Origin of the sequence: Scandinavium sp. NPDC088450 (assembly GCF_044900545.1) — a bacterium.
Classification (GTDB): domain Bacteria; phylum Pseudomonadota; class Gammaproteobacteria; order Enterobacterales; family Enterobacteriaceae; genus Scandinavium.
This window is the reverse complement of record NZ_JBJDNI010000019.1, coordinates 40,442-64,991: the sequence shown is the minus strand read 5'-3', so window position 1 is coordinate 64,991 and position 24,550 is coordinate 40,442. Positions and strand designations below refer to the sequence as shown.

15 protein-coding genes, 1 tRNA gene and 3 pseudogenes are annotated in these 24,550 nt (G+C 55.4%); 5 read left to right on the top strand and 14 right to left on the bottom strand.

Annotation, left to right across the window (positions count from 1 at the left end; genetic code table 11):
• Positions 1–93: 93 nt before the first annotated feature.
• Together ACI2I2_RS16580 and ACI2I2_RS16575 are read right to left on the bottom strand one after the other, a co-directional pair.
• Positions 94–9,402: pseudogene (locus ACI2I2_RS16580) on the bottom strand (hemagglutinin repeat-containing protein); the annotation flags it as partial.
• A 12-nt stretch (positions 9,403–9,414) separates the two neighbouring features.
• Positions 9,415–11,076 (bottom strand): ShlB/FhaC/HecB family hemolysin secretion/activation protein, encoded by a 1,662-nt coding sequence (locus ACI2I2_RS16575; RefSeq protein ID WP_404658879.1) that lies wholly within the window; start codon positions 11,074–11,076, stop codon positions 9,415–9,417.
• A 380-nt stretch (positions 11,077–11,456) separates the two neighbouring features.
• Here ACI2I2_RS16575 and ACI2I2_RS16570 point away from each other — a divergent pair, with 380 nt between their 5' ends.
• The 3 genes and pseudogenes from ACI2I2_RS16570 to ACI2I2_RS16560 form a co-directional block, all read left to right on the top strand.
• Positions 11,457–11,756 (top strand): DUF1889 family protein, encoded by a 300-nt coding sequence (locus ACI2I2_RS16570; RefSeq protein ID WP_404658878.1) that lies wholly within the window; start codon positions 11,457–11,459, stop codon positions 11,754–11,756.
• 420 nt (positions 11,757–12,176) lie between these two features.
• Positions 12,177–12,422: a hypothetical protein gene (locus ACI2I2_RS16565; RefSeq protein WP_404658877.1), complete on the top strand. Its 246-nt coding sequence runs from the start codon at positions 12,177–12,179 to the stop codon at positions 12,420–12,422.
• A 152-nt stretch (positions 12,423–12,574) separates the two neighbouring features.
• Positions 12,575–12,682 (top strand): annotated as a pseudogene (locus tag ACI2I2_RS16560) (ATP cone domain-containing protein); the annotation flags it as partial.
• Positions 12,683–12,943: 261 nt separating this feature from the next.
• Here ACI2I2_RS16560 and ACI2I2_RS16555 read toward each other — a convergent pair.
• A pseudogene (locus ACI2I2_RS16555) lies at positions 12,944–13,409 on the bottom strand (tyrosine-type recombinase/integrase); the annotation flags it as partial.
• Between the two features lie 169 nt (positions 13,410–13,578).
• Positions 13,579–13,654: transfer RNA gene (locus ACI2I2_RS16550), tRNA-Ile, on the bottom strand.
• A 126-nt stretch (positions 13,655–13,780) separates the two neighbouring features.
• Here ACI2I2_RS16550 and mug point away from each other — a divergent pair.
• Positions 13,781–14,287: a G/U mismatch-specific DNA glycosylase gene (gene mug / locus ACI2I2_RS16545; RefSeq protein WP_404658876.1), complete on the top strand. Its 507-nt coding sequence runs from the start codon at positions 13,781–13,783 to the stop codon at positions 14,285–14,287.
• Between the two features lie 33 nt (positions 14,288–14,320).
• On the opposite strand, the gene ACI2I2_RS16540 is transcribed toward mug, so the two are convergent.
• The 4 genes from ACI2I2_RS16540 to rpsU all read right to left on the bottom strand — a co-directional run bounded on the left by ACI2I2_RS16540 (position 14,321) and on the right by rpsU (position 19,106).
• Entirely contained in the window at positions 14,321–14,740 is a 420-nt protein-coding gene (locus ACI2I2_RS16540; RefSeq protein ID WP_404658875.1) for a hypothetical protein, read from the bottom strand.
• A 291-nt stretch (positions 14,741–15,031) separates the two neighbouring features.
• Positions 15,032–16,876, bottom strand: coding sequence for an RNA polymerase sigma factor RpoD (gene rpoD, locus ACI2I2_RS16535; RefSeq protein ID WP_404658874.1), 1,845 nt, complete (start codon positions 16,874–16,876; stop codon positions 15,032–15,034).
• 155 nt (positions 16,877–17,031) lie between these two features.
• Positions 17,032–18,777: a DNA primase gene (gene dnaG, locus ACI2I2_RS16530; RefSeq protein ID WP_404658873.1), complete on the bottom strand. Its 1,746-nt coding sequence runs from the start codon at positions 18,775–18,777 to the stop codon at positions 17,032–17,034.
• A 113-nt stretch (positions 18,778–18,890) separates the two neighbouring features.
• The gene (gene rpsU / locus ACI2I2_RS16525; RefSeq protein ID WP_001144069.1) at positions 18,891–19,106 is read right to left on the bottom strand and encodes a 30S ribosomal protein S21; all 216 of its coding nucleotides are present in this window, start codon (positions 19,104–19,106) and stop codon (positions 18,891–18,893) included.
• Between the two features lie 227 nt (positions 19,107–19,333).
• On the opposite strand from rpsU, the gene tsaD reads away from it, so the two are divergent.
• Positions 19,334–20,347 carry a tRNA (adenosine(37)-N6)-threonylcarbamoyltransferase complex transferase subunit TsaD gene (gene tsaD, locus ACI2I2_RS16520; protein WP_404658872.1) on the top strand — a complete coding sequence of 338 codons (1,014 nt, stop codon included), beginning with the start codon at positions 19,334–19,336 and terminating at the stop codon, positions 20,345–20,347.
• Between the two features lie 80 nt (positions 20,348–20,427).
• Here the strand turns inward: tsaD and ureG are convergent, their stop codons facing one another.
• The 6 genes from ureG to ACI2I2_RS16490 are packed head-to-tail and all read right to left on the bottom strand — an operon-like array spanning position 20,428 to position 24,548.
• A complete protein-coding gene (gene ureG / locus ACI2I2_RS16515) occupies positions 20,428–21,045 on the bottom strand; it encodes an urease accessory protein UreG (protein WP_404658871.1) in 618 nt (205 codons plus the stop codon).
• A gap of 9 nt (positions 21,046–21,054) precedes the next feature.
• Positions 21,055–21,729: an urease accessory protein UreF gene (locus tag ACI2I2_RS16510; RefSeq protein WP_404658870.1), complete on the bottom strand. Its 675-nt coding sequence runs from the start codon at positions 21,727–21,729 to the stop codon at positions 21,055–21,057.
• Positions 21,729–22,208 (bottom strand): urease accessory protein UreE, encoded by a 480-nt coding sequence (gene ureE, locus ACI2I2_RS16505; RefSeq protein WP_404658869.1) that lies wholly within the window; start codon positions 22,206–22,208, stop codon positions 21,729–21,731. The genes ACI2I2_RS16510 and ureE overlap by 1 nt, the downstream gene beginning before the upstream one ends.
• A gap of 9 nt (positions 22,209–22,217) precedes the next feature.
• The gene (gene ureC, locus ACI2I2_RS16500; RefSeq protein WP_404658868.1) at positions 22,218–23,921 is read right to left on the bottom strand and encodes an urease subunit alpha; all 1,704 of its coding nucleotides are present in this window, start codon (positions 23,919–23,921) and stop codon (positions 22,218–22,220) included.
• Positions 23,918–24,235: an urease subunit beta gene (locus ACI2I2_RS16495; protein WP_330984943.1), complete on the bottom strand. Its 318-nt coding sequence runs from the start codon at positions 24,233–24,235 to the stop codon at positions 23,918–23,920. The genes ureC and ACI2I2_RS16495 overlap by 4 nt, the downstream gene beginning before the upstream one ends.
• Positions 24,236–24,245: 10 nt before the next feature.
• Positions 24,246–24,548, bottom strand: coding sequence for an urease subunit gamma (locus ACI2I2_RS16490; protein ID WP_404658867.1), 303 nt, complete (start codon positions 24,546–24,548; stop codon positions 24,246–24,248).
• Between the last annotated feature and the right edge of the window lie 2 nt (positions 24,549–24,550).

Below are 24,550 nucleotides of genomic sequence, written 5' to 3'. Positions count from 1 at the left end.
ATATTGCCACTGTTGTCCGGCGATTTTATCCGCTCCTTCCTTGTACACGCTACCCATCGTGCCGACATACTGACCATCCATGTGTTCATCGTAACTCTTGCCCATGCCGGCAAGTTCCTGTCGCATACCGTTACAGGCTGATGAAGATAACCCCTGACACGCTTTGTCCAGTGCTGCATCGAACGCTTTATCTTTCGCATCAAGATCAGCAATGAGCTTTTCGGCTTTTGCTTTTTTGTTGGCATCCTTGATATAGGGCAGTGACCACTTCGCATCCTGACGCTTCTTTTCATCCTGTGCACTGAGAGAGTTATTCTCAGCAACATTCTTCCCGGCACTAGCCCCAGCCGCAGCACCCGCCACATCGCCACCGGCAATACCGCCAGCCATGCCAGCCGACAGCGTTGCCAGTGTACTCACGGTTTGCTTCTGATCTTCCGTAAGTTTCGACGCTTCCACGCCTGGGTAGAGGCTGTTCGCGATGGCTACCGCGATCACTTCGCCGGTTCCTGCGCCGACGGCACCTGCTGCTGCACTGTTGCCCTGAAGGGCTGCGGTTACGCCGCCAAGGATGGCGTGAGCAATGGCTTTGGCTGCCGTGTTGTCATCAATGCCAGCATGGTGGCCGATGATATTCGCCAGCTCCGGCGCTGAAGCACCTGCCAGCGCTCCTGCCATATTGCCGCCCGCCAGTCCCTGAAGTGCCGCTGTTGCCGCCTGAATACCGCGCTGCATGTCGCTGCCGGTGCCGAACTTCGCCATTTCATCTTTGTATGCCTGCGTGTCACGCAGGTTTGCAAGATAAGCCTGACGTTCTTTCTCTGTCGCATTTGCCGGAACGTCTCCGTATTTTTCCTTCGCGGCTTTCAGCCCGTTCAGGTCGCCCTGCGTCCGCGCAATATCCGCCGCCTGGTTGCCGATATCGCTGATCATCCCGACTTCTTTCAGGCGGTTCTGCTCTTTCTCCTTGTCGAAGATGGGGCTGATGCTGTCGTTAGCGTGTTCGGTGTCACGGCTCAGGTCGGCGACATCCTGCTTCTGGTTCGCCTTGTCGCGGATGGTGATAGTGCCATCTGCCACGGCGGCCTGCGTGGTGCCTTCTGCATGGCCTTTGTTGCCTGCGGCTGAAATCATGCCGCCCGGCATGTTGCCCTGGAAATTATCCCCGAAGCTGCCGCCGCCGCTCAGGCTGATGCCGGAGTGCGAGGTTTTAAAATCGGCTTCGTTGTGCAGGTCGCTGAAGCCCAGCGTGCCAGTATCAAGGCTGTTTTTGTCCGGTGTGGCGGTGGAGGCGATAACCGCGCCGTCCAGCTGGGTGTGGTTGCCGACGGTGATATCGAACCCGCCGTCACCCGCATACAGCCCGGTCTGTTCTGCCACCGAATCAAAGCGGCTCTTCATTTTGTCCTGGCTCGCGTTGATGTAACCCGAGCCGGTCATGGAGCCGAAGGTGAAGCTGCCGCCAGCGGCCACGCTGGTCTGCTTGCTGTCGTAGCTGTTGGTGTCCTGCTGGCTGCGCATCAGCAGATCGTGTCCGACATCCGCCACGATTTTATTGCCGTTGACCTGTGCGCCATCGAGGACGGTGTCGTTCCCACTCTTGATGGTCACGGTTTTACCGCTGTCGATAGTGGTTTCAGTCCAGTCTGTACCGTTGCCTTTGTCCTTGCCGTGTGCGGCGTTGACGTTGGCGAACACGCTGATGCCCGCGCCGTTACCGCCTGCGCCGATGCTCACGCCCACGCCGCCGCCGCTGCTGCTGTTCTTGCCGCTGGTTTGTTGGGTGTTGGCTGCACCGCTAAGAATGACATCGTTCTTCGCGTCGAGCAGGGTGTCGCCGCCTGCTTTCAGCTGGCTGCCGGCAATCACGATATCGCCGCCGCCTTTTTTGCCGTTGGCGGTGATGGACAGGTTGTTGCCCGCGTTCAGCGTGCTGCCTGCCACCGCATCACTTTCGGCATGCTGCTGTGATTTCGATTTCTGGGTGGTCAGCGAGAGGGCAACGCCCATCGCGTTCGGGTCGGCGGTGGTGTTCGCCATGTCGGCTGCCTGTCCGGCCTGCACGCCGGACAGTACCGTTTTGGTGGCCTGAAGTGCCTTCAGACGACCGTCGCTCTCCTCTTTGGTGTCCTGCGCTGCGGTGACCGCGTTGTTAATCGCACTACCGACAGTGCCGGAAAGCGCCAGCGTCAGCCCGCTTTTCTTCTGCTCGAAGGTCTCATCGCGGGTGCGCTTATCGTGGCCCGGGTCGATGATGACGCTGCTGCCACTGAGGCTTAAATCCTTCCCGGCGATAAGGTCTGCGCCGCCGATGTGCGCCTGATTACCGGCAGAAATCGACACGCTGCCGCCCGTCGAGCCGACGGTGCTGAAGCTCTGGCTCTGGGTGGTGCCTGCTTCGCGCAGGTCGTGGGTGGATTTGCTGCTGCCGATGGTGAAGCCAATCCCGCCGCTGCTCATCAGGCCACTTTTCTTCTCTTCCTTGAAGCGCCAGCTTGAGTCGGTGTTGGTGGCGGCCACGATATCGACGTTATTGCCCGCATGCAGGTTCACGGCATCGTCGGCAACCACCGAGGAGCCTTTCACCAGCAGATTGTTGCCCGCCAGCACCTGCACGTTGTTGCCGCTGAGCAGGGTGCCCGCTTCACGCGTCGCGCTGTCTTCCTCGATGGTGTGCGTGGTCTTGCTGCTCAGGAACCCTTTTTTGGTCTTCGTCTCTTCTTTGTAGTGGTAATCGCTTTCGGTGGCGGTGGTGAGATTCACATCCCGCCCGGCGGCCACGCCGATATCGCCGCTGGCGGTGACCTGTGCGGCTTCGCTGTTCACATCGCGTCCGGCGATAATCGTGGTGTTGCCGCCGCTGGCGATTTCCGTGCCTTGCTGGCGAACGGATTCGTCAATGACCACTTTCTTGCCGCCACGGCTGCTGCTGCCGTTGACGGTGGCTTCAGATTGAAGGTTCACGTCGCGTCCGGCCTGAATGCCGACATTGCCTTCTGCCGCAATGCCCGCCGCCTGGCTGGTGATATCGCGTCCTGCCACCAGGGTGGCGTTCTCGCCTGCGCTGAGGGTGGTTCTGTCTGCACTGCTCTGATGCGTTTCGCTGCCGCCTGTGCGGCTGGTCTGGCTGGTTTCTCCCGCATTCAGGTTCAGGTCGTTTCCGGCTACCAGTTGCGCGGTTTTGCCTGCGTTGATGCTGCTCGCCGTAACGTTGATGTCGTTTCCGGCCTGCATCACCGCGTTGCCGCCTGCGGTGATGTCGCTGCCCTGGTTGGAGGTGGACGACGCGCTGGTGTCTTTCTTGCCCCAGAAGCCAGACTGGCTGCTGCTGTCGGTTATCTGGTTGGCCGCAATGTTGATGTTATTGCCTGCGCCTATCGCCAGGTCGCCGCCTGCGGCTACGTTCGCGCCGGTGATGTTGATGTCGTTGGCTGCATCCATATACAGGCCATCGCTGGCGGTGATGGAAGCTGTCTGGCCGACATCAGTTCCGCTGATGTGCACATTGCCCCGGCGACTGTCACCGCCGATGCTCCATTGCTGCGTCCGGGTGATGTTGTTGATATTGCCGCCCACACTTTCGAGCTGAACGGTTTTACCGGAAATCGAGGAGCCGATGTTGTTGATGTCGCCCAGCGCACTCAGGTCGAGACCGCCACCCGCGCTGATAAGCCCGGCGTTGAGGTTGTTGAGGCTGTTGCTGCTGTCGACGCTCAGGCCATTGCGGGCAATCAGCGAGCTGCCGCTGTTGGTGATGTTGCCACCCGCCAGTTGTACGTTGTTGCCGCTGATCACGCTGCCGCTCTGCACCGTCACATCTTTTGGCGAGAGATACACTTTCGGCACCATCACGGTCTGGCCGTTGATGGTCGAGGTCTCCCACCACAGAATGCTGTGGTCGAGTGCTGCCACCTGATCGGCGGTCAGCGCCACGCCAAATTTCAAGCCAAGCCCGCTCTGCGCGTTGGCGGCGTTATCCATCAGGTAACGCATCTGGTCGAGATCGGAACCGAGGCCGTTAATGTAGCGAGTGCCGGTCTGGTTCAGCACGTAGTTGCTGACGTAGCGGGTATCAAACGCCGCATCGCCCAGGAAACGGTAGTCTTTGTCCGGGTTGAGGCCCAGACGATCCATCATGTAAGACGAGCCGAGGAACTGGTTAGCGTCGGTGTACTGCGAGTTCGTCTCTTTCGGTGCCGCGCCCGGGTTCATGCCCAGCAGTTTATACAGATCGCCAAACAGGGAAGGATCGAGCTGACCCAGGCCGTCCAGTTTTGGGTTCACCGTGATGAGGTAAGGGCTGTCCGGATCGGTGGACGGCACAAAGTAACCGTTGTTGCCGGAGGGCAGGGGATAATCGCCGCCCATGCCGCCAGGGTTCAGGCCAGTGCCGCCGCCAATCGTCTGGCCGTTGGTGGTGTCTTTCCAGTCCGGGTTGGTGATGGCTGACGTGTCGGCCTGATCCAGCGCTTTCTGGTTTGCGCCACCGCTGATGTTCTGCGCCGAAGGCGTGTTTAACGTCGGCTTCGCAATGGTGTTGGTGATTTTGCCCGCGTTAGCCGTGGTGTTGGTGTTGCTGATATCGCTGGCGAAGTTAGCGATAACATTGCCACCCGCCTGGATGACGGAGCGGAAGATTTCGCCGTTCTGAACATCGCTGCGCTGCCCGTCCAGCGCATACTTAATGGTGTCATTCAGGCTTGGCAAATGGAGCACCGCACCCGGTTTATTCGGCTGTCCATTTGTAGGCAGGTTGTCTACGGTTTGATCCGCATAGTAATACCTGTCGGGGGACACAACATAGGAGTAGTAATCGGTGTAAGTGCCCGACTGCCAGCTTTGATTGTTCAGCGTTGAGCCAGTCAGGTTGACGTTACCGTTGGCAAGAATGTTGCTCGCCAGATTGTCCAGCGATGTGGCATTGATGCTGAGATTAGCGCCTGAAGCAATACGCGCCGCAGCGCCATCACTGGTGACGTCCTGTTGGGTCTGACGGGCAATAAACTCGACTGGGGCCGCGTTTTTCCAGGGGGCGTAATGCCAGCTCTCTGTGGTGATGTAGCTACCGCCGCCGTGACCAGGTGAACCACCGCTCCAGTCCGTTGAAACGGTGCTATAGACACCGTAAGTTCCATCGGGGAGGAGATAGACGGGAACATCAATGGTTGCATTCCCCAGTCCATCAATACCGGCGGGATTATCAATCACAGTTGATGAGCTCACTTTCAGCCCATCACGCTGATTCAACAAATGCCCGGTCCGAATAGTGATATCGCCGTTGGTGGTTTCGATATTCCCGGAGGTGTTGGTCACTTCGCTGTTCGCCGCCCCGCTGGCGTTTTTCTGCATCACCAGGTTGTTGCCCGCGAGAATATCGCCGCGCAGGTTCTGAATCTTGTCGGCATACAGCGCGAGATTGTTGCCCGCGTAGAGCAGGGCGGTGTTGATGATTGACCCGGTCGCGCTCAGCAGCAGGCTTCCGGCTGTGCCGGTAAATCCATCGAGCGTGATGTTGCTCTGGCTGGTCAGGCTGACGTCGCCGCCTGCCTGCAAACTGCCGCTGGCATTCATCGCAATCTGGCTGCCGCTGAGCGTTGTCGCGCCGCTGCCTGCGGTCAGCAAACCGTTATTGGTGAGTTTGCCTGCAGCGTTCAGCGTGATGCCGTTGCCCTGCAAGGTGCTGGCGTTGGTGATATCGCCCTGGCTGGAAATCGACAGCTGTTTGTTCGAGGCGATAACGCCCTGTGAGGTGAAGCTGTTGGTGAGTTTCAGCGTCAGGTTACCCAGCGCCACCAGTTGGCCCACGCCGCTGAGCGAGGCCAGTTCCGTCGCCATATCGCCGCCGCTGAACACTTTGCCGTTGGCGTTGTTGAGGCTGTTGCCTTTGAGCTTCAGGCTCTGGCTGCCGAGCAGCGTGCCGCTGTTGGTCTGTGTCTGATAATTCACATCCAGCATCGCGGCCTGGAAAGTGCCGCCGTTGGTCAGGGTGCTTCCGGTCAGCGTGGCCTGATTCGCCGCGATCGCGGTGCCGGTGCTGGCAAGTTTTGCCACGTTCAGAACGAGGTTTGTTGCCTGTAGCCAGCCGCTGCCGCTGTAGTCTGCGCTGCTCAGGGTCAGGTCGCCGCCGGAAAGCATTTTCCCGTTATTGCGAGCCTGGTTTGCTGCATTGAGTGTGGTTTTGCCATTGCCTTGCAGCGTACCGTCGTTGGTCAGAACCGGGGCGGTCAGCGTCAGGGCATTCTGGCTGAGGATCACGCCATTCGCCTTGTTGTTCAGGCTGTTGAGCAGGATCAGCGTCAGGCCGCTATCGCCCTGAATGCGCCCGCTGTTGGTCAAGGTGTTGGCGTTAAGTTGAGTCGCAGCGCCCTGAAGCTGGCCGCTGTTGTCGATGTCTTTCGCTTTGACGTTCAGCGCGCCGCCGGTCAGCATTTTGCCCTGCTGTTGCAGGTTGCCGTTCAGCGTCAACGCCAGGTTGTTCACCCCGCTAATCTCGCCGCTGTTGGTCAGCGAGTCGCCTTTCACATCCAGCGTTTTGGCGCTGATCAGCCCCTGGTTATTCAGCGCTTTTCCGCTCAGGGTCGCATCCCCGAGCGCGGTAATTTTGCTGCCCGTGGCGGCAATCACGTCGCCACTCAGCGTCAGTGCCAAATCCAGCGCACTTTGAATCGCGCCGCTGTTATTCAGGCTGTTGCCGTCGAGAGCGATAGTCTGCCCCTGCCAGCGTCCGCTGTTGGTGACGTTACCGGCGGTGATGTTCAGGGCTTGCTGGCTCAGCAAGTCGCCGCTGTTCGTGAGCGCGCCAGTGCTGCTGAGTTGCAAACCGTTGAGGCCAACAATTGTGCCCTGGTTATCAATGCTGCCCTGAGTCAGGCTGAGCGTGTCGCCCTGAAGCGTGCCGTTGCTGCTGAACTGGTTGCCGCTCAGCGCCATATCGCCGGCTGCCAGCAGTTTGCCGTGGTTGGTCAGCGTCGGCGCTGTCAGGCTGAAATCGCCCTGGCTCAGCAGCTCGCCGTTATTGAGCAGCGAGTTTGTCAGGCTGGTGTTCAGGTTGCCGGTTGCGAGTGCTGAACCGGAGTGGGTCCAGTCTTTGGCCTTCACGCCCAGGTTTTGCCCCTGCGTGGTGCCTGCGGTTGTCAGCGTTTGGCCGCTAATCGATAAATCACCCGCTGTCAGCCAGCGTCCGGCGGTTCCTTGCGATAAGGTATCGCCCGAAATTTCCAGCGCGTTTGTGCCCTGCAACAGGCCATCGCCCGTCAGCGTCGCGGCTTTCACGGTCAACGCATTGGCGGTGATTTTGCCTGGGTTAGTCAGCGTGGTGGCATTCAGCGTCAGAGATTTGTCGCTGGTGATAAGGCCGCTGTTGCTGATGCCGGGGATATCCAGCACCAGATTTTCAGCGCTGTAGAGCGTGCCGTTCAGCTGGTTGTTCAGTGAGCGAGTACTCACCTTCAGCGCGTTATCGCCCTGCAGCAGCCCGCTGTTGGTCAGCGTTTGCGACTGTGTGCTCAGGGAAGAGGCAACCAACACGCCGCTGTTGTTCAGTTCAGGTGCCGTCAGGCTGGTGGAGGCCGCGCTGCTTTTGCCGCTGTGCGTGAGCTTCTCGCTGGCGTTAACTGTGAGCGATTGCTTTGCTGCATGCGTTCCCGCAAGACTGGCTTCCCGGGCTTTAATGCTGAGATTTTTGCCGCTCTGCACCTGCGAACTGGCGGCTGTTGTGAGCTTGTCGCCCTGCAACTGTATGTCGCCGCCCGCACTGGTTTCACCGTCCAGCGTGGCTGTATTGGCCGTGAGCGCCAGATTGCCGTCAGAGTGAGTCACCGCATTTTTGCCGGAGGTCAGCGAGTCAGCATTGACGGTCAGCCCTTTACTCCCGGACAACGTGCCGTTCTGAGCCACATCGTGAGCTTTCAGAGTTAGTGAGTCATCACTTACAAGCGAGCCGGTGTTGTTCACTTGCCCGCTGGCGGTGATATCGGCTTTGCCTTTCGCGCCAGTGCTGCCGCTTTGCGTGAAATCTTTGGTGGTGATGTTCAGGCCGCTGCCACTCAGCAGCGAGCCGCTGTTGGTGAGGGAAGTGCTGTTCACCGTCAATGCGCCGCCCTGCACATTGCCACGGTTGGTGAGCGTGCTGGCGTTAAGCTGTGTGTTGCCGTCCGCCAGCAGCTTGCCGCTCTGTGTCAGCGTGGTGGCGCTGGCCGTCAGGTTTTGCCCGGCGGTATTCTGGCCTTGGGTGGTGAGCGCGTCACTGGCATTGAGCGCAACGTTGCGCGCTGCGTTGATCTGGCTGGTGGCGTCCTGGCTGATATTTTTGGCTTTCAGCGCCGCATCCCGTCCGGCGGTCAGACTGGTCTTGCTCTGCGAAAGCGTGCCGTTGGCATTCAGCACCAGGTCGTTATCGCTGTTCAGCGATCCGTTGCTGAGCGCGATGTCGCTCTGACTGTTCAGCGTGATGTTGCCGCTGGCTTTATGGTCGCCGGTCAGGGTGATGCTCTGGCCTTTGGCGTCCAGTGCTCCGCTGGCAAGGCTGTTATGCACGGTGAGCTTGCCGTTGGCGTCGAGGGTGATATCGCCCTGACGAGCATTCAGGTCGCCAAGGTTAACGCCCACGCCTTTGTCGCTGGACACCAGATGAATTCTGTTGGCGTACATGCCGCCCAGCGCGCCGGTATCGACCGCCACCGACGGCGCAGCCCCTTCGCCTTGTTGCGCCGTGACGCTGCCGTCAGCGCCAACCCGGTTGGCCCCGACGATCACTTTCAAATCCTTTGCATGAATGGCGGCATTCACTTCGGTCGCACGCGAGATGATCGACAGCGCATCGCTGCCGCTGGCGTCAACCCCTTTGCCTTCAATCGTGATGCTGCCTTTTTTGACATCCAGCGCCTGTAAATTGCCGTTCGCGTCGAAAACGGGTTTGCCCGTGGTCAGCGTTGCCTGCGGAGTGTTGATAAAGCCGCAGCCGTTACAGGTGATGCCGTACGGGTTGGCGACCATTACATTCGCCGCTTTGCCCGCTACTTCGGTATAGCCCTGAAGCTGTGAACGGTTGCCGCCGGTCACTTCGTTGATAATGCCTTTCGCTTCCTTGCCTGCCTTCAGGTTCGGGTTGCCGTTGATGATCCCGCCGAGCTGTGTCTGGTTCAGCTTGCCGGTGGCATTGTTGAGGATCAGGCCTTCTTTGCCGACGTTGTAGTCTTTGAACTGGTTGTGCGAAATCCCCGCGCCGTTTGGCGTGGCGATGTTCACCACCGGCACTCCGTTCGCCGCTTTGTCTGCGGAGGTGTTGCCCGTTGGCGTCAGCGTGGCAGAAATCGCAGGCAGCAATGGCTGACCGGCGAGCAGGGCGCTGACCAGATAGCTGAGCAGACGGGACGTTAAGCGAACAGGAGGCTGCTGATTCATGACGATAATCCCTTAAAACGCGACGGCAACGCGGTAGTAAATGCTGACGTGGTCTGGCCCGAGCCAGTCCGGGTAAACAAGAGGAAGCCCAACGGTGAATGACGTTGATACCCAACGGTTGGCAGTACTGAGCCCGGCGGCTGTGCCCCAAAGGGTGCCTCCGGCATACGGATCGAGCCTGTCGGAGTGCAGCCAGCCGCCATCAAGAGCCACCAAAGCGCTGACCTGGCCGATGACCGGCAGCGTGAATAGCGTGTAGTTGAGTTCGTTACGCCAGTACGCGCCGTTGTCGCCGGAGATGCTTTGTTCTTTGAATCCACGAACCGAGCTTTCCCCGCCAATCGTCATGCGTTCGCTGCCGTACAGGCGGTCTGGCGTCCACTGGCCGTAAGCACTCGCCAGCCACCATAAATTGTCGGCAACGGGGCGCTGATAACTGGCGTTAAGGCTCCATTTGCGGAACTGGGCTTTAGGCAGGTCGCCGTTCTTATTGCCGTCACTTTCGGCATCAAACCACGGCATGCCGCGGCTGAACGTCGGGTTCAGCGTTGCTACGCCACCCAGAATTTTTTGCGTGTGATTCAGGCCAAACAACAGGCTGGTGAGCTTGCGGCTGCTGCTTTGCAACAGAACGTCATCCAGATAATTGCGGTTGATGCGGTGGCTCAGGCCCACAGACACGCCCGTCTTGATATCGCCATTGCGGAACAGAACGTGGGAAAAGTTAAAGCGGTGCGTTTCGGTGTCACCGCTGGAGCGCCAGATATAGCCGTTGTTATCAATGGTGCTGAGGTAGTTGTTCCAGCTGTAGCTGTAGTCAAACAGGCTGTAGCCGTAGGGGACGCTAACGCCTGCGGCAAAATTCTGCGCATCTTTAGAATTCGAAAACGCGCTGCTACGCCCGCCGCTGACAAACCAGCTGTCGGCTAGCCCCAGCAGGTTGTTGCCTGTCAGTCCGGCATTAATTTGCCCCACGCCTGTACTTTTTTGGCCGCTATTATCAAAACTCACTGAGCCAGAAAGGGGGAATTCCGGTGTGGCGGTCAAATTAACAATCGACCAGCCCTGTTTGCTTCCCGGCAATATTTCAATCTGAACCGGCGTGGTGCGGGCACGGTTAATTTGCTCCATGCCTTGTTCAATATCGCGAAGGTTAAGAATATGGCCCTCAAGCCCCGGGAATGCCATTTTCAGCTCGCGGTCCGGTGCGCCGTCCATACGAATTTTTTCGAGCCGACCTTCAAGAATGGCTAAATGCAGTTCACCCGAGCGTAAATCTTGTTCCGTCAAAAAAGCGCGGCTGGTGATATATCCCCGGCTGATATACCAGTCAGAAACGGTATTCGTGAGTTGGTTAATCCGCGCCATATCCAGACACTGGTTCAGCCAGGGCGCGAGTAATTTTTGCTGCTTGCGGGCATCAATCAGCGTGGCATCGTCGAGCACAATGCGATGGATAGTGAAACAAGGGCCAGTCGCTGAGGCAGGGAGTTCAGGCTGCGAGGGACGCGTTAGCGGTACAGCGCGCTCCAGCGACTCACGCTGCTGCTGGTTCTGAAGGAGCAATTGCTGCTGTTGTTGTTCGATGCTGTTGCGATCTGCTGGTGATAACGGTGCAGCGAAAACAGACTGACTGAATACCAGTAACACCCACACCGGGTATAACGCTTTCATCCCTGATCCTGTGGCTCTTAGTTATTTACGTTACTAATGCACTTAATGACATTTGTTTACATTTTTTGGTTACTTTAAACACAGTTCGGAAAATGTTCAAACAATAAAGGTGCGTAAACGGACTAATTCGGATTTTTAAAAGTTTTAATGTTGCAAAAATCGAGACTTTGGCTAAGGGGCGTATGTCGCGGGTGCGTGATTTTTATCGGAGGTGCGAAAGAGGGGCAGACCAAACTTGCAGCTCTAACTCAGTCATCCATACTTAGTTCACATTTGAGAGATTTAGTGTGAGTAAAGTGAATAAACGCTTTGATGTTTAAGTAAAAGTTGGGCGATATTATAACCTTGTACAGTGTCTGGACAATTTTAAGGATATGAATATGGCACCAGTAATCGATAAAGCATTGGACTTCATCAATGGTATGAATACTTCTGTTCCTGTCCCCCAGCCCATGGACGAAAGCACGACGAAAGGAATTTTGAAGTATCTGAAAGAGTTGGGCGAACCCGTCACTGCCGAAGATGTGATGGCCCGAGGCAGCCAGGAAGGCTGGGATGAGGGATTCACTCACAAAGTGGCCGGTTGGGCTGAAAAAATCAACGCCGGTGAGCGTCTGGTGATTAAAGATCCGGAATACTTTTCTGCGTACATGAGAGAAGAGCTGCAAGCACTGGTCTGAGTCAGCCATGCTCGAATGGACATGTCAGGTGTTGACTGCCGCCACGCCATTTTTGCGACACTGCGCGGTAGATAAAACAAAAAAGCCACTCTGTCGAGTGGCTTAATTATATGATTTTAAAGCTAAAATTTGGTTGGTCCTGTTGGGTTGAATCAACAGCCTGGCGATTATGAGTCCCTACTGATACTACCTAAAATCAATAGGTTGCGTTATTTGTCATTGACATACTTTGCATCTGTTTGCCAATGATTACCCGTTATATGCCATTTCTATCGCCACTTTATCGCCATTAAAAAACTTTACATTCTAAGCAGTTGATCTGCAGGTAAGCAATTCATATAACAATGTTATGTCCAGACTCAACCCGATGGACTGTTTAAAAGTGGTAAGGCGGCTTCCTCATATCCTTAAGGAATGGATATGAAAAAGCTTAAACGTAAACGTACAACCTGTGCTAAAACCGCTGGCTGCTCGAACAGTAGGGCCATTGAGAAGAAATTCCTATTCTCAGATAACCAACTGAGAACATTGGGTTTAACTGCTTCTTTAATCTCGATTTATAGGTCCGCTAAAGAGCTAGGTTGGTTTGAAAACCTACCAGTGATATGGGAGATACTAGGCACAGAATTTACCATTTTTTATCATTTTATTGATAAGTTCTTATAAAACAGGAGGTTGTATGAAAACAGCCGACATTTTGTATCTGAGTTCAGTAGTCTAACACCACTTATTAAACGGAGGAGTCTCCTCCATTGCACCTATCAGAAGGAAGTAGAACTTTTGATAGTTAGGGTTAACGTAAAAATGGAGTATTGAAGTTGTTAACACCTCATGTCATTAAGCGCGACGGCAGCATAGCCAACTTTTGTTCTGAAAGAATAAACGAAGCGATCATGCGTGCCGCGCTTGAGGCAATTATTGAGGAACAGCTTGGCAAGACTAATGACAGCCACCCTTTCAAGTTCTGCCGCCGTAGATTTGTTGGCTTTGAAAATAGCTACATATGTTTAGGGCTCAAAAGAGAAAAGAGAAGAGTAATACTTTTCGTTTCTGAACAGGGTGTCACTGAGCGTCTAGTCTCTGCGATTACGGGCACAATGGGTTACCTCTCGATCCCAGACATGCTTGCTCCAGTTGCGGCCATCCATCTACTTAAAGCATCGAGAAGGCTCGCTCGATCTCCCCCATCAGACCCTTCCTTGCATGCTTAAGTTAAGCGGATTTAGCTTTACAGCATCCTCTAAATGATCTGGCGCAAAGTGCGCATATCGCATCGTCATCTTTATATCTGTATGTCCGAGCACTCGTTGTAAAACCAATATGTTCCCTCCATTAATCATAAAGTGGCTGGCAAAGGTGTAGCGCAAAACGTGGGTGAATTGTCCTGCTGGCAGTTCAATGCCTGTTCTTTCCATAGCCGACCGAAACGCGCCATAACAATCACTAAACAACCAGCCGTTTTTATCATCAGGCAGAGACTCATAGAGTTCTTTGCTGATTGGAACAGTGCGGTTTTTCCTGCTTTTCGTTTTGGTGTAAGTGATTTTGAATTTCGCGAGCTGGTTTTTCCTGACTCTCAGCCTCAGACCACCGAGCGCCAGTGGCGAGACAGATTCTTACCACGGTTTTTAAATCAGGATGGTCATGCCGTTTGCTAATGGCTACAAAAGCAGACACCGGAAGGAGTGACCCGTTCGCTAGAGGCCCAAGCCAGTCGTACTGGGTTGCTGTTCCTGTCGCCATTTTATAGCCACTCAGAAAACAGATAACAAAAAAGCCACTCTGTCGAGTGGCTTAATTATATGATTCTAAAGCTTAAATTTGGTGGCCCCTGTTGGGTTTGAACCAACGACCAAGCGATTATGAGTCGCCTGCTCTAACCACTGAGCTAAGGGGCCGTGGCGGGGAATTATAAAGGAACTCCCGAAGCCAATCCAGTAAATGCTCTGCGGGTGCTGTTTTTATAAACAATGGCTTATCAATCTCTTATACTTTCCCACTCATTCCCTCAGTCGAGTTGTGTCATGGTCAAGGATATTCTTAAGCCCGGGTTGCGGGTGGTCTTCTGTGGTATCAATCCCGGTAAGTCTTCTGCGCATCTGGGGCTGCCTTTTGCCCATCCGGCGAATCGTTTCTGGAAAGTGCTGCATTTGGCCGGATTTACCGACCGTCAGCTTAAACCTGAAGAGGCTGAGCAGATGCTGGATTACGGCTGCGGTGTCACCAAACTTGTTGAGCGCCCTACGGTGCAGGCCAGTGAAGTGGCGCTTCACGAACTGCGTGAAGGGGGCCGGGGGCTTATCACCAAAATGCAGGACTACCAGCCGATGGCGCTGGCCATTTTGGGGAAGCAGGCGTTTGAGCAGGCATTCAGCCAGCGTGGTGCGCAGTGGGGCAAACAGGAGGTCACGGTAGGGGACACTGAGGTGTGGATTTTACCCAATCCCAGCGGCCTGAGTCGTATCACGCTGGATAAACTGGTTGAGGCATACCGGGAATTAGATCAAGCGCTGGTGGCTCGCGGGCGTTAACCCTGCCAGCCACCGCGATGAGCGTTGCTGTTCTTAGAGCTGAGTGGCCTGTGAAATCATAATCTGGCCTAAGGTGCTTTCAATCCGGTAGCAGAGCGTTTTCATTCTGGAATCGTAGGAATTGAGAACCAGCTCGTTAATCTGCGGTGAAATCTTCTCTTTTACTGACGCAAACTGGCTGCTTTTACGGGTCAACTGGCGCATTTCGGCACTGTACTTATTCCAGCTTTTCGGGCTGTAGCTTTTCAGCGCAGCCAGTTCATTGGCGCAGGTTGCTTCTGTCGCCAGGCGGGGTTTTGCCTGATTTTCGTTGTTGGCTGGCTTCTCTGGCTGCACTTCTGTGGCGATGGCCGGCGGAGAAGGCGGCGTCACCAGAGACACTGGCGCGAGTGGAGACTTGCTGGCACATCCAGCCAGTGCCAGACACAACACTGTGAGCCACAATTTGTTCATTAAATACGTTTCCCTGAAAGTGTGTAGACAAAAAGAATAAGAAAGATGGAATGCAGGAGGCGGCGCTTCGTTGGGTGCGCGAGTCAACGTCAGCCCTCGCGCAGCCAGCATTTTTTGTGAGTATACGGTGAGAGGCCTTCATTCTGATAAGTGCAAAAGCGAGCACAAATAGCCGCAAATAGAGCAACGAAGAAAACGGAGAGGGATGTTCTGGAATAAAGGCGAGGGTGATGAAATCAGGGACAAAAAAAGACCGCAGCAAGCTGCGGTCTTTTCATCTGAAGCCAGTGATTAATCGTCGAGGAAGCTACGCAGCACTTCAGAACGGCTCGGGTGACGCAGTTTACGCAACGCCTTCGCTTCAATCTGACGGATACGTTCGCGGGTCACGTCGAACTGTTTACCCACTTCTTCCAGCGTGTGGTCGGTGTTCATGTCGATACCGAAACGCATACGCAGGACTTTCGCTTCACGCGCGGTCAGACCGGCCAGCACGTCGTGCGTTGCCGCACGCAGGCTTTCTGTGGTTGCAGAATCCAGCGGCAGCTCGAGGGTAGTATCCTCGATGAAATCGCCCAGATGTGAATCTTCATCGTCACCGATTGGGGTTTCCATGGAGATCGGCTCTTTGGCAATTTTCAGCACTTTGCGGATCTTGTCTTCCGGCATCAGCATGCGTTCTGCCAGTTCTTCCGGCGTTGGCTCACGGCCCATTTCCTGCAGCATCTGGCGGGAGATACGGTTGAGCTTGTTAATGGTCTCAATCATATGCACCGGAATACGGATGGTGCGCGCCTGATCCGCGATCGAACGGGTGATCGCCTGACGGATCCACCAGGTAGCGTAGGTGGAGAACTTGTAACCACGACGGTATTCAAACTTGTCTACCGCTTTCATCAGGCCGATGTTGCCTTCCTGAATCAGGTCGAGGAACTGCAGACCACGGTTGGTGTATTTCTTAGCGATAGAAATCACCAGACGTAAGTTCGCTTCAACCATCTCTTTCTTCGCACGGCGGGCTTTCGCTTCACCGATGGACATGCGACGGTTGATGTCTTTAACCTGCTCGATGGTCAGGCCGGTTTCTTCTTCAATCTGCTGCAATTTCTGCAGGCCGCGCTGAACGTCTTCTTTTACGTCGTTCAGTTTTTCAGACCACGGCTTGTTCATTGCGACGGCGGCGTTGAACCAGGTTTCGCTGGTTTCGTTACCGGTGAACAGGGTGATGAAGTTTTTCTTCGGCATTTTGCACTGTTCAACGCACAGCTTCATGATGATACGCTCCTGAACGCGAACGCGCTCCATCATGGTACGCATGCTGTTGACCAGATAATCGAACTGTTTTGGCACCAGGCGGAACTGTTTGAAGACTTCAGACAGTTTCAGGATTTGTTCCTGAGCGGCGGCATGGCTGCGGCCTTTCGCTTTGATGGTGTCACGTGCAAGTTCGTACTGGGTACGTAGTTCGCCGAATTTTTCACGGGCCAGTTCCGGGTCGATGCTGTTGTCATCGTCACTGGAATCGTCGTCTTCTTCTTCGTCTTCATCTTCGTCGTCAGCCATCTCTTCCTGAGAGAGTTCAGACCCGACGTGAGTGGCGGTTGGGGCCAGATCTTCTTCGGCGTTAGGATCGACGAAACCGGTGATCAGATCGGACAGACGAGCTTCTGCCGCTTCAACACGATCGTACTGCTCAAGCAGATAGGTGATCGCTTCCGGGTATTCAGCAACGGAGCACTGTACCTGGTTGATGCCGTCTTCGATACGCTTGGCAATATCGATCTCGCCTTCGCGGGTCAGCAGTTCAACGGTACCCATTTCGCGCATGTACATGCGCACCGGGTCGGTGGTACGTCCGATTTCAGACTCAACGCTCGACAGCACCTGTGCGGCAGCTTCTTCCGCATCTTCGTCGGTGTTGTTTGAGTTTTCAGCAAGCAACAGATCATCGGCATCCGGTGCTTCTTCCATCACCTGAATGCCCATGTCATTGATCATTTGGATGATGTCTTCGATCTGATCGGAGTCGACGATATCTTCCGGCAGATGGTCATTGACCTCGGCATAGGTCAGATAGCCTTGCTCCTTGCCCTTGGTAACAAGAAGTTTAAGCTGTGACTGCGGGTTTTGCTCCATAAGACGGTATCCACACTTAATTCATTGATTGGTGTCGGTCGGCGAAAACAAGTTACCGACTTTTAAAGCGAGGGCCTGCTTATATTATTGCCGCTGCGCCTCGGTGCGGCCTTCGGGATCGTCCCGATTGCTATTCGGCACTTAAGCCGTTGAATTCATTTTTTGGCCAGTTCCTGGTTCAGTGTCCAGAGTTCCCGGCGTTCATCACTGCTTAACCCGTGTGTGCGGTCTCGAGCTATCAACTCTTCTTGCCGCTGGACTAACAGTGAATCGAACATATGGTTCAGTGAGTCGGTGAACGTTTTCTCAGCGATTTCCTTATCTGCTATATCGTCCCACATCGACAGTTTTTCAAGGGTAGCGGCTTCATTTGTACCGCGATACTGCTCCAGAAGCTGGCCGGTTGTCAGTCCAGGTTGTGACAGACAAGTGTTGACCAGTTCAGAAAATAAGCCAAGTCCGGGCAGCTTTTTCGGATCAAGCCCGGTCAGGGGTGGAACCAGAGCGCCAAGCTCGGGGTTTTGCACCAGTAACCCTATCAGTATACGCATGGTCGTGCGTTTTAGCTGTGGAGCAGGGCGGGCAGTGCCATTTTCTGCCTGTTTTGGCATTAAACGCTCAAGCTGGGCATCATCAAGAATGCCGAGCTTTTTCCCTAACTCCTGACGCAAATAGATGCGCAGCGTTTCGCCAGGAACCTGAGTAATCAGCGGCAGCGCCAGCGTACTGAGTTGTGCTCGCCCGTCCGGGCTACTCAAGTCGACCTGTGGCATCAGGCTGTTAAACAAAAACGTGGAGAGCGGCTGTGCCTGCTCCATCCTCGCTTCGAACGCCGCTTTGCCTTCTTTACGCACCAGCGTATCCGGATCTTCGCCATCCGGCAGAAACATAAAGCGCAACTGACGGCCATCTGTCATGTACGGCAGCGCGGTTTCCAGCGCGCGCCATGCGGCGTCTCGTCCTGCGCGGTCTCCGTCATAACAACAGATAACGTTGTTCGTCACCCGAAACAGCAACTGAATGTGATCGGCAGTAGTCGAGGTGCCCAGTGACGCAACGGCATAGTTGATGTCGTATTGCGCCAGTGCCACCACATCCATATAGCCTTCGACCACCAGCAGACGCTGCGGTTCAGCTTCGGTTTGTTGCGCTTCATAAAGGCCGTAAAGCTGGCGGCCCTTATGGAAAATATCGGTTTCCGGGGAGTTGAGGTACTTTGGCAGGGCATCGCCCAGCACACGCCCGCCAAACCCAATTACCCGGCCACGTTTATCGCGAATGGGGAACATCACTCGTTCGCGAAAACGATCGTAACTGCGTCCCTGATCGTTCGTGACTAACATGCCTGCGTCGGTCAGTGATTGCTGATTTTCGCGGTTGTTGCCAAAACGCTTTAATACGTTGTCCCAGCCTGGCGGTGCATAGCCAATCGCAAAACGGGCGATGACTTCACTGCTCAAACCGCGTTTCGTCAGATACTGACGCGCAGGGTCTGCGGTGGGTTGATTCAGGGATTGCTGATAAAACGTACTCAGGCCTTCCATTAACTGATAGAGACTTTGCCGCTGATGGCGTTCTATCTGGGTGGGGCCGGAGCCTGCTTCGTACGGCACTTCAAGGTTGTGCATGGCCGCCAGTTCTTCGACGGTTTCCACAAACTCGAGCTTGTCGTAGTTCATCAGAAAGTCGACGGCGTTACCGTGCGCACCACAGCCGAAGCAGTGGTAAAACTGTTTCTCACCGTTGACGGTGAACGAAGGCGTTTTTTCGTTATGGAAGGGACAACACGCGTGATAATTTTTGCCCTGCTTTTTCAGCTTAACCCGTGCATCGATAAGATCGACGATGTCCGTTCTAGCCAGCAAGTCATTGATAAAGACACGTGGGATACGTCCAGCCATAAGCCTCGTTATTTATCAGTTTTATAAACGAAAATAAGCCGCGCATTCCTTCCGGAAGCACGGCCTTTACAGCTTAAACTCGGTCTGGATTGAGAGCGTGCGCTCTCAACAGATTAGTACAGACGAGTGCGGCGTGCGTTTTCGCGAGCCAGTTTCTTCGCGTGACGTTTCACAGCAGAAGCTTTAGCGCGCTTACGTTCGGTCGTTGGTTTTTCATAGAACTCACGACGACGAACTTCCGCCAGAACACCTGCTTTTTCACAGGAACGCTTGAAGCGACGCAGTGCTACGTCGAACGGCTCGTTTTCACGTACTTTAATTACCGGCATGTAACTCTCACCTTTGATAAATTCGGTTTGCCGCTGGCATCAACGCCAGCTTATTTCAAAATGGTGCGGAATTTTACTGCAACTCCTGCTGCTTTGTAAAGCACCAATGCCGTTTTTGAACGGGACTTTTGTAAGGGGGAAGAGTATACACGAAGTCACCCCTCAGGGTATACATCGACCCGCATTCGCCCTACACTGCGCGGTATTGAAACGAGGTAAAAGCAACCATGCGTGTACTGGGAATCGAAACATCCTGTGATGAAACTGGCATCGCCATTTACGACGATGTAAACGGATTGTTAGCCAACCAATTGTATAGTCAGGTGAAACTGCACGCTGACTACGGCGGCGTTGTGCCAGAACTGGCCTCCCGCGACCATGTGCGGAAAACCGTTCCGCTGATTCAGGCTGCCCTGAAAGAAGCAAATTTAACGTCGCAAGATATTGATGCTGTCGCCTACACCGCTGGCCCAGGCCTGGTTGGTGCGCTGCTGGTCGGCGCAACGGTAGGGCGTTCTCTTGCGTTCGCCTGGAACGTGCCTGCGATCCCGGTTCACCATATGGAAGGCCATTTACTGGCCCCGATGCTGGAAGATAACCCGCCGGAATTTCCGTTCGTGGCGCTGCTGGTCTCTGGCGGCCACACTCAGCTTATTAGCGTGACGGGCATTGGTGAATATGAACTGCTCGGCGAATCTATCGACGATGCTGCCGGTGAAGCGTTCGATAAAACAGCCAAACTGCTGGGGCTTGATTATCCTGGCGGGCCAATGTTGTCGAAAATGGCTGCGCAAGGGACGGAAGGGCGCTTTGTCTTCCCACGTCCGATGACGGACCGTCCTGGTCTGGACTTCAGTTTCTCCGGCCTGAAAACCTTCGCAGCCAACACTATTCGTTCGAATGGCAATGACGATCAGACCCGCGCTGATATCGCGCGCGCGTTTGAAGATGCCGTCGTGGATACGCTGATGATCAAGTGCCGTCGTGCGTTAGATCAGACTGGCTTTAAGCGTCTGGTGATGGCGGGCGGCGTGAGCGCTAACCGCACGCTGCGCGCAAAACTCGCCGAGATGATGCATAAGCGTAAAGGCGAAGTGTTTTATGCGCGTCCGGAATTTTGCACCGATAACGGCGCGATGATTGCCTACGCGGGCATGGTTCGTCTCAAAACCGGCGAAAACGCGGGCCTCGGCGTCACCGTGCGTCCTCGCTGGCCGCTGGCTGAGCTGCCTGCTGCGTAGTTATTGCCGGGCGGCACTTCGTTTGCACCGGCCTACGGTTTTGTAGGCACGGTAAGCGAAGTGCCACCGGGCAACACACATTACCCCTTCAGCATCCCTTTATCTTCCAGAAACGCAATAATCGCAGGTAAGCCTTCGCCGGCTTTCAGGTTGCTGAAAGTCCAGGGTTTGTCGCCGCGCATGCGATTTGTGTCGCGTTCCATCACTTCAAGAGATGCTCCCACGTAGGGCGCAAGATCGGTTTTATTGATCACCAGAAAATCAGATTTAGTGATCCCCGGGCCGCCTTTGCGTGGGATCTTTTCCCCTTCGGCTACGTCGATCACGTAGATCGTCAGATCCGCCAGTTCCGGGCTGAAAGTCGCACTCAGGTTGTCGCCGCCGCTTTCCACGAAGATCAGATCCAGATTGCCGAATTTCTCGCTTAATGCCTCGACCGCCGCCAGATTCATCGAGGCATCTTCACGGATTGCGGTGTGAGGACAGCCACCCGTTTCCACGCCGACAATACGCTCCGGTGCCAGTGCGCCCGCTTCGGTAAGAATGCGCTGATCTTCTTTGGTGTAGATATCGTTGGTCACCACCGCCAGGTGATATGTGTCGCGCATTGCTTTACACAGCGCTTCCAGCAGGGCGGTTTTACCGGAGCCCACCGGGCCGCCTACGCCCACGCGCAGGGGATGTTTATAGCTTGCCATACCTTCTCCTCAGGAACGGAACAGTCGGGAATATTGGGTTTCGTGGCGCGCCGAAGCGATAGCCGCCAGCGGCGTCGCGGAACCAATGTGTTCATCGGGGCAATTCAGCCCTTGCTCGATGCCTGCGGCGTAATGCTCGCAGAGTGTCATAATCAGTTTTTGCGCGGCCTGTTGCCCAAATGGCACCAGCTTGACGCCAGCCATCACCGCGCTTTCAATCCAGCTGTAACCGAGCGCCAAAGCCAGTTCGGGCAAATCGATTTTCCAGCGTACGCCAAGCCATGCCATGCCGCACAGTTGGCTTTGGTTAAACAAAGATCGCCACTCCTGTGGACATTCCGGATGCCAGTCATACAGCAGGCGGGTGAAAGCTTGCCCGCGATTACGTTCTTCTTCGCGCAGTTCACGCGTTTCGCGACAGGCCAGAAGCCATGCCGTCCAGCGCATTGCGGCTTCCGCGTCGTTTTTCTCCCACGCGTGGTACAGCCTGGAAAACAACGGCAGATCCACATGAAAAAAGCTGTGTTCCATCTGCTGCAGCTGCCAGTGGGCAAACGCCTCAGCATTTTTGACCCAGCCTGCTTCAACCGCCCATTCCAGCCCTTGCGACCAGCTATAGCCCCCGACGGGCAGATTGCTGCTGGCGAGCTGCAACAAACGCAATTTTTGCGTGGTGTTCGTCATCAGTGGCTGTGCGAAGGGTCGTGCGAATGATGATGGTGGTGGTGTCCTTGCGCTTCGCTGGTATAGGCCCCGGCTTCTGGCTCGAAAGGCAACTGCGCGAAGCTCACTTCTAGCCCGAACTGGCGCAGCATATCGTCCAGCACGTGGTCGTGGTGATAACGCAGTTCACCCGGCATGATTTGCAGTGGCACGTGGCGGTTCCCAAGGTGATAACAGGCTTTGGCTAGCTGGAACGGATCATCACAGCGCACCACGGAGACGCCCTCATCGGCGGCTATTACCGCAATAAATTCGTGTCCGTCTTCGCTGCAAAGAACGTCGCCGCCTCTTAGCTGCAGGCCTCGTGGAAGCATCAGGCCTGCTTCGCGGCCATCGCTGAGCGTGACTTTGGCGCGGCTTTTCACTCGCACGTCGATGGGGAGCGTCACGCTGGCCGTGAAGTGATGGGCGTTATCCACCCGTTGAGTCAGATACAGCATTGTCGCTCCTTAAAACAGAAAATAGCGTTGTGCCATCGGCAGCACATCCGCGGGTTCGCTGGTAATGAGTTGCCCGTCGACGCGCACTTCATAGGTCTGTGCATCGACGGTGATATCAGGCTGCAGGCTGTTGTGGATCATGTCGGCTTTTTTGACCGTTCGGCAGCCTTTCACCCCTGCTATCTGGCTCTTCAGCCCAAGCTGTTGAGGGACGTTGTTATCGATAGCGGCTTGAGAGAGAAACGTCAGGCGGCAGTGATGTCTTGCAGCGCCCAGTGCGCCAAACATCGGGCGATAGTGCACGGGCTGCGGTGTCGGAATGGAGGCGTTGATGTCGCCCATTGGTGCCATAACAATCATCCCGCCTTTGACGATCGCCGCAGGTTTGACCCCAAAAAAGGCCGGCGACCAGAGCACTAAATCAGCCAGTTTTCCCGCTTCTATCGACCCGACTTCATGGGCGATACCGTGCGTCAGCGCCGGGTTGATGGTGTATTTGGCGATATAACGTTTCACGCGGAAGTTATCGTTCTCGCCTTGCTCTTCCTCCAGCGCGCCACGCTGAACTTTCATGCGGTGCGCCACTTGCCAGGTGCGAAGAATGACTTCCCCGACGCGGCCCATGGCCTGGGAATCCGAAGAGGTGAGCGAGAACGCGCCGATGTCATGCAGGACGTCTTCTGCGGCAATGGTTTCACGACGAATACGCGATTCGGCAAACGCCACGTCTTCAGCGATATCCGGCGACAGATGGTGGCAAACCATCAGCATATCGAGATGCTCGTCGATGGTATTGACGGTGTACGGCAGCGTCGGGTTGGTGGAAGAGGGCAAAATATTCGGCCGCGAACAGGCGGTGATAATATCCGGTGCGTGGCCGCCGCCCGCGCCTTCGGTGTGGAAGGTGTGAATGGTGCGATCGCCAATGGCGGCCAGCGTGTCTTCCACAAAGCCAGCCTCGTTGAGGGTGTCGCTGTGCAGCGCGACCTGAATATCCATTTCCTCTGCCACCGTCAGCGAACAGTTGATCGCCGCGGGCGTTGAGCCCCAGTCTTCATGAATTTTCAGGCCAACCACGCCTGCCGCGACTTGCTCACGTAAAGCATCAGGATTCGAGCCATTGCCCTTACCGAGCAGGCCGATATTGACGGGCAACGAATCAATCGCCTGAAGCATCCGGCTGATATACCACGGGCCTGGCGTACAGGTGGTCGCGTTGGTGCCTGCTGCCGGGCCAGTGCCGCCACCAATCATGGTTGTGACACCGGAGACTAAAGCTTCTTCGGCCTGCTGCGGGCAGATCCAGTGAATGTGGGTGTCGATCCCACCTGCGGTGACGATCTTTCCTTCGGCGGCGATCACTTCTGTGCCTGCGCCAATCGGGATTGTCACGTTGGGTTGAATATCCGGGTTGCCCGCTTTGCCGACGGCGAAGATCCTGCCGTCTTTCACGCCGATATCGGCTTTAACGATCCCCCAGTGATCGACAATCAGCGCGTTGGTCAGCACCAGATCCACGCAGGCGTCGGCGGTCATCTGGCCCTGACCCATGCCGTCGCGGATAACTTTGCCACCGCCGAATTTCACCTCTTCACCATAAGTGGTCAGATCGTCTTCCACTTCAATCCACAGTTCGGTATCGGCAAGCCGCACTTTATCGCCGGTTGTCGGGCCGAACATGTCTGCATAGGCCTGGCGGGAAATCTCGCTCATGGTTTTGCCTCCAGTTCGCCCATGACCTCGCCACGAAAGCCGAAAATGCGTTTGTTGCCTGCTACTGCCACCAGCTCGACTTCTCGCTTTTGCCCTGGCTCGAAGCGCACCGCGGTGCCTGCCGGAATATTCAGGCGATAGCCTTTGCAGGCTTCGCGATCGAATTTTAGCGCGGGGTTAACCTCGTAAAAGTGATAGTGCGATCCCACCTGAATCGGCCTGTCGCCGTGGTTTTCGACGATCGTTTTTCGCGTTTCCCGCCCTGAGTTCATCGCAATGCTGCCGCTCTGGATCTTGTATTCACCGGGGATCATGAAAGCCTCTTCAGATTATCGGGTTATGAACGGTGACAAGTTTGGAGCCATCCGGGAAGGTGGCTTCAACCTGAATATCCGGGATCATCTCTGGCACGCCTTCCATCACCTGATCGCGGGTTAAGACATGGCGGCCGTCTTCCATCAGCGAAGCCACGCTTTTCCCGTCGCGGGCACCTTCCATGATGAAGGCGCTGATCAGTGCCACGGACTCGGGGTAGTTGAGTCGCAGGCCACGGGACAGGCGGCGCTCGGCCACCAGCGCGGCGGTAAACAACAGCAATTTATCTTTTTCTCTTGGCGTCAGTTCCATAG